General features: G+C 57.9%; 6 protein-coding genes. 1 reads left to right on the top strand and 5 read right to left on the bottom strand.

What is annotated here, in order from left to right; all coding sequences use genetic code 11:
- Positions 1–1,620, bottom strand: a 1,620-nt coding sequence (locus H5U08_RS07240) for a prenyltransferase/squalene oxidase repeat-containing protein (RefSeq protein WP_297031686.1), incomplete at its 3' end; no start/stop codon positions are given.
- Positions 1,621–2,103: 483 nt separating this feature from the next.
- On the opposite strand from H5U08_RS07240, the gene H5U08_RS07235 reads away from it, so the two are divergent.
- Positions 2,104–2,646 carry a hypothetical protein gene (locus H5U08_RS07235; protein ID WP_297031684.1) on the top strand — a complete coding sequence of 181 codons (543 nt, stop codon included), beginning with the start codon at positions 2,104–2,106 and terminating at the stop codon, positions 2,644–2,646.
- A 35-nt stretch (positions 2,647–2,681) separates the two neighbouring features.
- Here the strand turns inward: H5U08_RS07235 and H5U08_RS07230 are convergent, their stop codons facing one another.
- The 4 genes from H5U08_RS07230 to H5U08_RS07215 form a co-directional block, all read right to left on the bottom strand.
- Complete coding sequence (locus H5U08_RS07230) at positions 2,682–3,602, bottom strand: DUF6263 family protein (protein ID WP_297031682.1); 921 nt, start codon at positions 3,600–3,602, stop codon at positions 2,682–2,684.
- Between the two features lie 375 nt (positions 3,603–3,977).
- Positions 3,978–4,835, bottom strand: a complete 858-nt coding sequence (locus tag H5U08_RS07225) for an NAD(+)/NADH kinase (protein ID WP_297031681.1) — start codon at positions 4,833–4,835, stop codon at positions 3,978–3,980.
- 55 nt (positions 4,836–4,890) lie between these two features.
- Positions 4,891–6,798, bottom strand: a complete 1,908-nt coding sequence (gene dxs / locus H5U08_RS07220) for a 1-deoxy-D-xylulose-5-phosphate synthase (RefSeq protein ID WP_297031679.1) — start codon at positions 6,796–6,798, stop codon at positions 4,891–4,893.
- Positions 6,798–7,113: polyprenyl synthetase family protein (locus H5U08_RS07215; protein ID WP_297031678.1), on the bottom strand; the 316-nt coding region annotated here is incomplete at its 5' end. The genes H5U08_RS07215 and dxs, both read right to left, overlap by 1 nt.

Below are 7,113 nucleotides of genomic sequence, written 5' to 3'. Positions count from 1 at the left end.
TTTCCGCTGGGTGGGCAAAAGCGTCGCTTTCATGGCCTCGTTCCATTTACGCCAGAAATCTCCGCCCATATTGTGCATCACCTGAGTGGCATAGTAGATGTAATAGAACCAGGGCTGAGAAGTATCGAGCTTTTTGGGGGACGGGAGGTTTTCCAGGAGATAGTACGCCCCCGCTTTCATTCCTCGGTGTTCCCTTGGCCAGCCCAGATATTGGCGGCACAAAAGGGCTTCAGCGGTCATAGTGGGAGTTGCGGCATGCCCCGGCCGATAGGCGTAGCGGCCGCCATATTGATCCGTTTGTGCTGAATCGAGGTACTGAGAGGCTTTGTAGAACACGGTGTCCGGTACGCGAAGATACGCCATCTTTCCGCTGCGGAGGGCCATCAATTGCCAGCCCAGTACGCTCGTATCTCCTTCCTGTCCAGGTTCATAGCGCCACCCGCCCGCCGGATGCTGAGCGCGAATGATAAAATCGATCGCTTTTTGCGCAGGTTCTCGCAGTTGCGGGTCCTGAGTCATCGCGTAGGCTTCACAGAGGACCAGGGCCGCCTGTCCGTGCGCGTACATGTCGCCAATGCCGTTTCCCCGCAGGTCACCATCGGGTCCTTGGTGACTGACAAGCCAGTTAAGGCCCTTCAAAACGACCTGGCGGTATTCCCCCTGGATGTGTGTCTGACCGGCTCCCAGAAAAGGCAGCAGGGCCAGAGCGGTGGCAGCCACGTCAGCCTGCTGGCCGAGTCCGTCTTCATCACCGGAGGCCCCGGGCGCCAAATGGAAGGCGTGGAGCGACCAACTCCCGTCGGCATTCTGATGTTTGGCCAGCCATCGCAGTCCGCGGGCGACGGCGGCTTCGGTTTCGTTCGTTCCGCCCTGTTCAGCCAGGAGCCGTGATCGCACTGACGGATCCCGACCCGCAAATATGGCGGCCACCGGCCGGGAAAGAAGGACGTCGCTGAGGCGATCTGCTACCGCGGCCATGGGAAGAGTGGGTTGCAGCGATTCCCCCAGCGAATCGGGGGCAAACTGATCCACGATTCCCACATCCTGCTCGGCGGGCAGGTGGACGTCGGTCACCAGCCCGGCCTCTTCGAATTCGTTCGGGAGATGCTCACGCTCTTCCAGCAACCCTTCCTCACCAGGGCTGTCTCGATAGTTGATCGAAGTCGAAAGCGTGATGGCCGGCGGAGGCAGGCCTCCTGGCGCGGCCAGCATTCCCAGAAGCAGGAATGCGACCAGATGAAACACGAGACTGATCAGCCAGGCAGGGGCGTCGTCCCAAATGACCTGCCAAAGGCTGCGAACTTTCCGCGGCGCTATCGATTGGCGGAGAAACTCCCGTCGCTCCTCAGCCTGGCGAGAAGGGGAACGCATCGGCTGACCAACCGATTGCGGCACCTCTGCCGTCCAACGCGGGGCCGTTGGAACCTTCGGCCCCTGTCCAGTGCTCCTGGAGCGAAGCGAGGGTTGGATAGACCGGGCGGCCTGTTGCACTTGCTGGAGCCGTTCTGCTTCCCAAAGCTGAAGGAGGCGAATCGCTTCCGCTTCCTGCTCCTCTGTCAGCTCCACGCTGGCCCCGCACCGCCAGCAGTCCGCCAACCGCAACCACAGCCGAATCGACATGGGTGCCCCGCAATCGGGACACGCACAAGCCAGAACCCCACCGTCCAGCCATATTTGGCCAGGTTGCAGGGACGAGCGGCTTTCGTGGCTCGGGGAGCCCGTCTCCACACCTGACGGGGACTCCGCTAAAGGCTCCGAGTTTTGAGAAAAATCCTGCATCGGACCAGATGGCAATGTCTCATCGATAGGGCATCGGAACGCCTTCCCTAATCGTCATTGTATCAGCCTGAACGAAAAAACCCACGTTTTTCCTTCCTCTTTGACGCAAGCCTGCCGTTTTTTGTGAGTCTGGCACTTTCCCGCCGGGAGAGGCGAAACACGTATCGAATCCTCTCTGACGAACCCGCTGGAGGTTGTTTCGTTTTCCCGCCGAATTGGCCAAAATAGAAGCGAACTCCGCGCTGGGGAGTCTCTGGCTGGGTGGAAGATTGGGAGTTCTGCGGGGATCTCGCGAACTCTAGCTGTCAAGCATGTGATGCCAAAATGAACCTGAGCTGGATTGTTGACGATCCCACTCCTGTGGTGGTCATTATTGTGATCGTGGAGGCGATCCTCGGCCTTTTCTTTGTTGCTACCGTTCAGAAGCCTTTCCTGTGGGGAATGGGAGGAGCAGCCATGGTGCTGGGGCTGGTGCTCCTGGCGGACTACCTTGTAGTAACGGACCGGGAGGCCGTCGAACAGACGATCCGTGAAGGTGTTTCCGCCCTCCGCGACAACGATCTGGAACGGGTCCTGACGTTTCTCTCCCCCTCCGCCGTCAAGACGCGGGAAAGAGCCATTTGGGCAATGAACCTCGTCCGCTTCACCGGGATTCACATTTCCGATTTGAAGATCGAGGTCAATCCCCGGACGAATCCGCCCACGGCAGAAGCACGTTTTTTTGCGGTTTTTCGCTACGAATTTCGGGAGAAAACAGCGGAACACATCTACGAAGCCTACGCGGCTCGATTTACCGTCCTCTTTGAAAAGGTCAACAATCGGTGGCTCCTGACGGACCACTATGAGTATGAAGCCGCGCGACTGTGAGGTGCCCGCCAGCCGGGCGCGCGACCTCTCGCCCTCTAGCGACCAAGTTGCTGCGCAGACTTCTGACGCTTCGCCACCTTATCGACGAGGAAATCCTCAGTAAATCGGGTACGATAGTGAAAGCTGCTTGCCGGTCCCTGGAACCCGACGACCTGGCGATCGACCTCGATCTCCTGGGAAAGAATGTGTCCGGCCGCGACATCGAACTTGATGGTGCCCTCGCTCAATCGCTGGACGAGCTGAACTTCCACTTCGGGATCATCGATCGGCGTGAGCACCTGGTTTTTTACGTCGATTGTGGCCACGTCATTCTTCACAGACACAAGCGTGAATTTCTGCTGCACTTTGACTTTTTTGACTGTTCCATTCCGCAGCGGCACCATGATTTCATCGGGAAAAGTCCATGATTCACCGACGGCCACGGGGTCTTCCGGAAATGGGACTGTCAGGTAGCCGTGGGTCTGAAAGGCATCGGGTTCGAGTTGTTCCCTTTCGAGGACATGGCCCCGAGTATCCAGCGTAATCCTGGCAAGCGGCTTGCCCACCGTCTTGGCGACGTCCTCAAATCCCAGGGGTGGCTCCTGTTTCTCCCGGGTTGAATAGCGAACCTCAGGACGTCCCCCGATGCGATGTGTCATATCCACATCGTCCACTTGCAGTTGGAAGGTCACTGTTCCGTCTGGCTGCCGGGAAAGAACCTTCCAAGTTTTGACGGACTGGGTCACCGTCTCGGCCGTCTGCTCGGTTTGGGTCACGATCGTGCGAACGCTCGCTCTGTGGATGACGCGCCAGCGAAGCTCCTCGCCGGGCTGAAGGTTGTAGCGGAGGCGATAGCGAGTGGGTTGAGAACCAGAGGTCTTCTCCGATTCGTCTCCGGCGCAGAACCTTGCAAGACCGGCTACGAGCGAACAAACCACACAAGCGCTCATCAAGATATGGCGTTTTGTAAGAAACATGATGACGTCCCTGTCACTGTGGTGGAAACGATTCATCCGAGCCCAGGCGATTCAATTCCCCTTATTGTCCATGAACACCGGCGTGCAGCCGCAAAATAACCAATGGCCGTGATACCGACCGACACTGTTATAAAAGGAGAACGCTTGGTCGCAAAGGTCAATTTCTTGGAATCGCTGCCTTTTGGAAAGGTGGGATTTCTGTGGAAAAAGGGTAGAGTTTTATGGCAGGGTTTGACCGCGGAAGGAAAGCGTCCCTCTGCCCATCCGAGCCGCAGCCAATGGGACCATGGCTCGACAAATCACCGGGCACTTCTTGTGCAAAACGGCGTGCTTCGGAAAATCTGCCCGTGCTTGGGCCGAGGGGCACAGCGGGTGTCACGGAATGTTTTGGATGGGGGGGACACTGGAGCGGGTATGGCCGCCCCAACCGAGCTTTTCCCGAAGCGTTCGGTAATAGCTGTGCCCCGGAGCACTAACGAGCTGAAATCGCGGTTCGGCGCGACGAACCCGTACGCAATCTTCTATCCGCAGAGTGTCGATCGCCTGCCCGTCGATGACCAGCATCGTGTTGGGCTGAGGATTGAGGACCCGCAATTCATAGGTGCGATCTGCGGAATCGACGACCGGTCGATTGGACAGCGTATGCGGACTGATGGGGGAGATGACGACCGCATCCAGATCTTTACGAAGGATGGGACCACCCGCAGAAAGGGAGTGCGCTGTGGATCCCACCGGGGTAGCGAGAATCAATCCATCCCCGGAGTACACCGTGGCCAGGTCGTGGTCCACCCAAAGTTCCACATCCAGCAAACTGAAAGGCGGGCCGTTGAGAATGGCGATCTCGTTGAGCGCCAGCCACGACCCACAACTTTGGCTGTCGCGCATCAGCTCGCAATGGAGCATCAGATGATCGATGATGGGAAGTGGGCCGCGCTCCGCGAGCACCAGCACAGCCTCCAGTTCGTGTGGTGAAATATCTGCCAGAAACCCCAACCGGCCGAGATTGACGGCAATGACCGGGAGTTGCCGGTTCCCCATCTGTCGAGCCGCCCGCAGAATTGAACCGTCACCCCCGAAAACGATCGCAAAATCGGCCTGATATTGGGACAGATCTGCCTCACCCGTCAGGTCGATGATCAGAATCTCGGCATACCGCTCGATCATCGATTTCAGGCGGTTGACCTCCCGCACGACATCCGGCCGACCCCCGTATCCAAGGATGATCACCTTCATAGCGGAATCTCTCGCGGGAGCACAGGTTGCGGGCTTGACATCACTCCGTCATGGATCACGAGAAAGCTCTCCGATGGCACCGCCGTTCCACCGCCTGTTGACAGGCCGAGGCGATTCCCTGCGCGTCAAGTCCGAGATCAGCGAGTTGTTCCCCTCGCTCGGCATGTTCCACAAACCGGTCGGGAATACCCAATCGCTTGATATGAGACGTATTCAAGCCGGCATCGTTTGCGGCTTCCAGTACCGCACTCCCAAATCCACCTTGCAGCACACCTTCCTCCACCGTGATCACGACCGGACTTTCCTCGATAGCGGAGAGAATAGTCTCGGTGTCCAGGGGCTTCACGAATCGGGCATTGATCACGCCGAAATTGAGCCCATCCCGAGCCAGTTGTTCCGCAGCCGCTACGCATGCGGGCAAAAGTGCTCCACAGCAAATGATTGTTCCGTCGGCACCCTCTCGAATGCGCTCGGCCTTGCCGAGTGTCACCGGGGTGAATTTCCGTGGCACTTTTTCTGCTTTGGCCTTGGGATATCGGATGGCAACCGGTCCATCATGCGCCAGGGCAAATTCCAGCATCGCCGGAAGATCAGCGGCATCGCCGGGGGCCATTACGGTCACGTTCGGGAAAGGTCGGAAGTAGGCGAGATCAAACACACCATGATGAGTCGGACCATCTGCCCCGACCACGCCAGCACGATCCATCATGAACACAACGGGCAGATTCTGCAGGGATACCTCCTGGAAAAGTTGATCATAGGCCCGCTGCAGGAATGTGCTGTAAATATCCACGATGGGACGGACGCCCGCCTTTGCCAAACCTGCGGCGAACCCGACCGCATGCGATTCGCAAATGCCCACATCGAAATAGCGATCGGGAAACTCATCGCGGACCGGTTCGAGCATATTCCCCTGGCACATGGCGGCCGTGATTACCACCACCCGCTTGTTCTTGCGCATCTGTTCCAGAATGGCGTTTCGTGCCACTTCCGTGAACGTCACCGAGGAGCCGTTGCTCTTGAAAGCGACCTCAGTGCCATTAATCCGGTGGAACGGTGCAGGGGCGTGAAATGTTCGAGGGTCGCGCTCTGCCGGCGGAAAGCCGCGGCCTTTCTCGGTCAACACGTGAAGCAGCACCGGCCCGGGGAACTGCTTGACCATTCGGAGATACTTCTGAAGTTGGGCGATATTATGACCGTCAATGGGCCCGATGTAGCGAAATCCCAGTTCTTCAAACAGCATCCCGCCCAGCATTCCCGCTTTTATCGCGTCGCGGAGCTGATCGAGAAGCCGCTCCATCGACGTGCCGACCAGCGGCACCTTGGACAACAGATTGTAAACTTCGTTCTTAATGCCCGAATACAGCGGAGCCATGCGGAGGCGATCGAGGTATTCCGCGATACCGCCAACTCTCTGGCAAATGGACATCCGGTTGTCGTTGAGGACGACAATGAGCGGCTTTTTAAGCCATCCCGCGTGGTTCATCGCCTCGGAGACGATTCCCGAGGGAAATGCTCCGTCGCCGATGACCGCCACTACATGGCGGTGCTCTTCCGGTCGAACCAGATCATCGCCGCATTTCATCCCGACAGCCGTGGAAATGCTGCATCCCGCATGGCCGGTCATGAACAGATCGTAGGGGCTTTCCGCCGGGTTGGGATAGCCCATCAAACCACCTTTGGTTCGGATCGTGTGAAAGCGATCGAACCGTCCCGTGATCATTTTGTGGGGATACACCTGATGGCCGGTATCCCAAATGAGGCGGTCCCGGGAAAAATCAAAGACCGTGTGGAGGGCAAGCGTCAGCTCCACAACACCCAAATTGGAGGCAAAATGGGCGGAGCGCGTGCCGAGGAGCTGGCACATCGTCTCCCGGATTTCGCCAGCCAGTTCCTGGAGTTCCTCGAGGCTGAGCGATTGGAGATCCTGAGGCGACTTGATGTGGTTGAGAATCTTGACCATCAGTGTTTCCGAGTCCCCACAAAAAAGGCCAGTGCCACGAGATGGCGTCCATCGATCGGTAATTCTGCTAAAGCCTCGGCCGCCCGAGAAAGGAGTTGCCCAACCATCTCGCGGCTTTTCTCGATTCCCAAAAAGCGAGGGAATGTCAATTTTTTCTGAGCGTCGTCCTTTTTCAAGCGTTTCCCTACCAATTTTTCATCACCTTCAAGATCAAGCAAGTCGTCCGTGATCTGGAAGGCGAGCCCAAGTGCCCTGCCGTACTCGCGCAATCCGCGCAAAACCTCCTCCGTCGCTTCTGCGAGGGTGCCCCCCAAC

It is taken from the genome of Thermogutta sp. (assembly GCF_014359955.1).
Classification (GTDB): domain Bacteria; phylum Planctomycetota; class Planctomycetia; order Pirellulales; family Thermoguttaceae; genus Thermogutta.
The sequence above is the reverse complement of the archived record's forward strand: the minus strand, read 5'-3'. Positions and strand labels throughout refer to the sequence as shown.

Excerpts from the sequence above, each read along its gene's own strand:
- H5U08_RS07235 (WP_297031684.1), top strand. The coding sequence starts at position 2,104 with ATGAACCTGAGCTGGATTGTTGACGATCCCACTCCTGTGGTGGTCATT.
- H5U08_RS07230 (WP_297031682.1), bottom strand. The coding sequence starts at position 3,602 with ATGTTTCTTACAAAACGCCATATCTTGATGAGCGCTTGTGTGGTTTGT.
- H5U08_RS07225 (WP_297031681.1), bottom strand. The coding sequence starts at position 4,835 with ATGAAGGTGATCATCCTTGGATACGGGGGTCGGCCGGATGTCGTGCGG.
- dxs (WP_297031679.1), bottom strand. The coding sequence starts at position 6,798 with ATGGTCAAGATTCTCAACCACATCAAGTCGCCTCAGGATCTCCAATCG.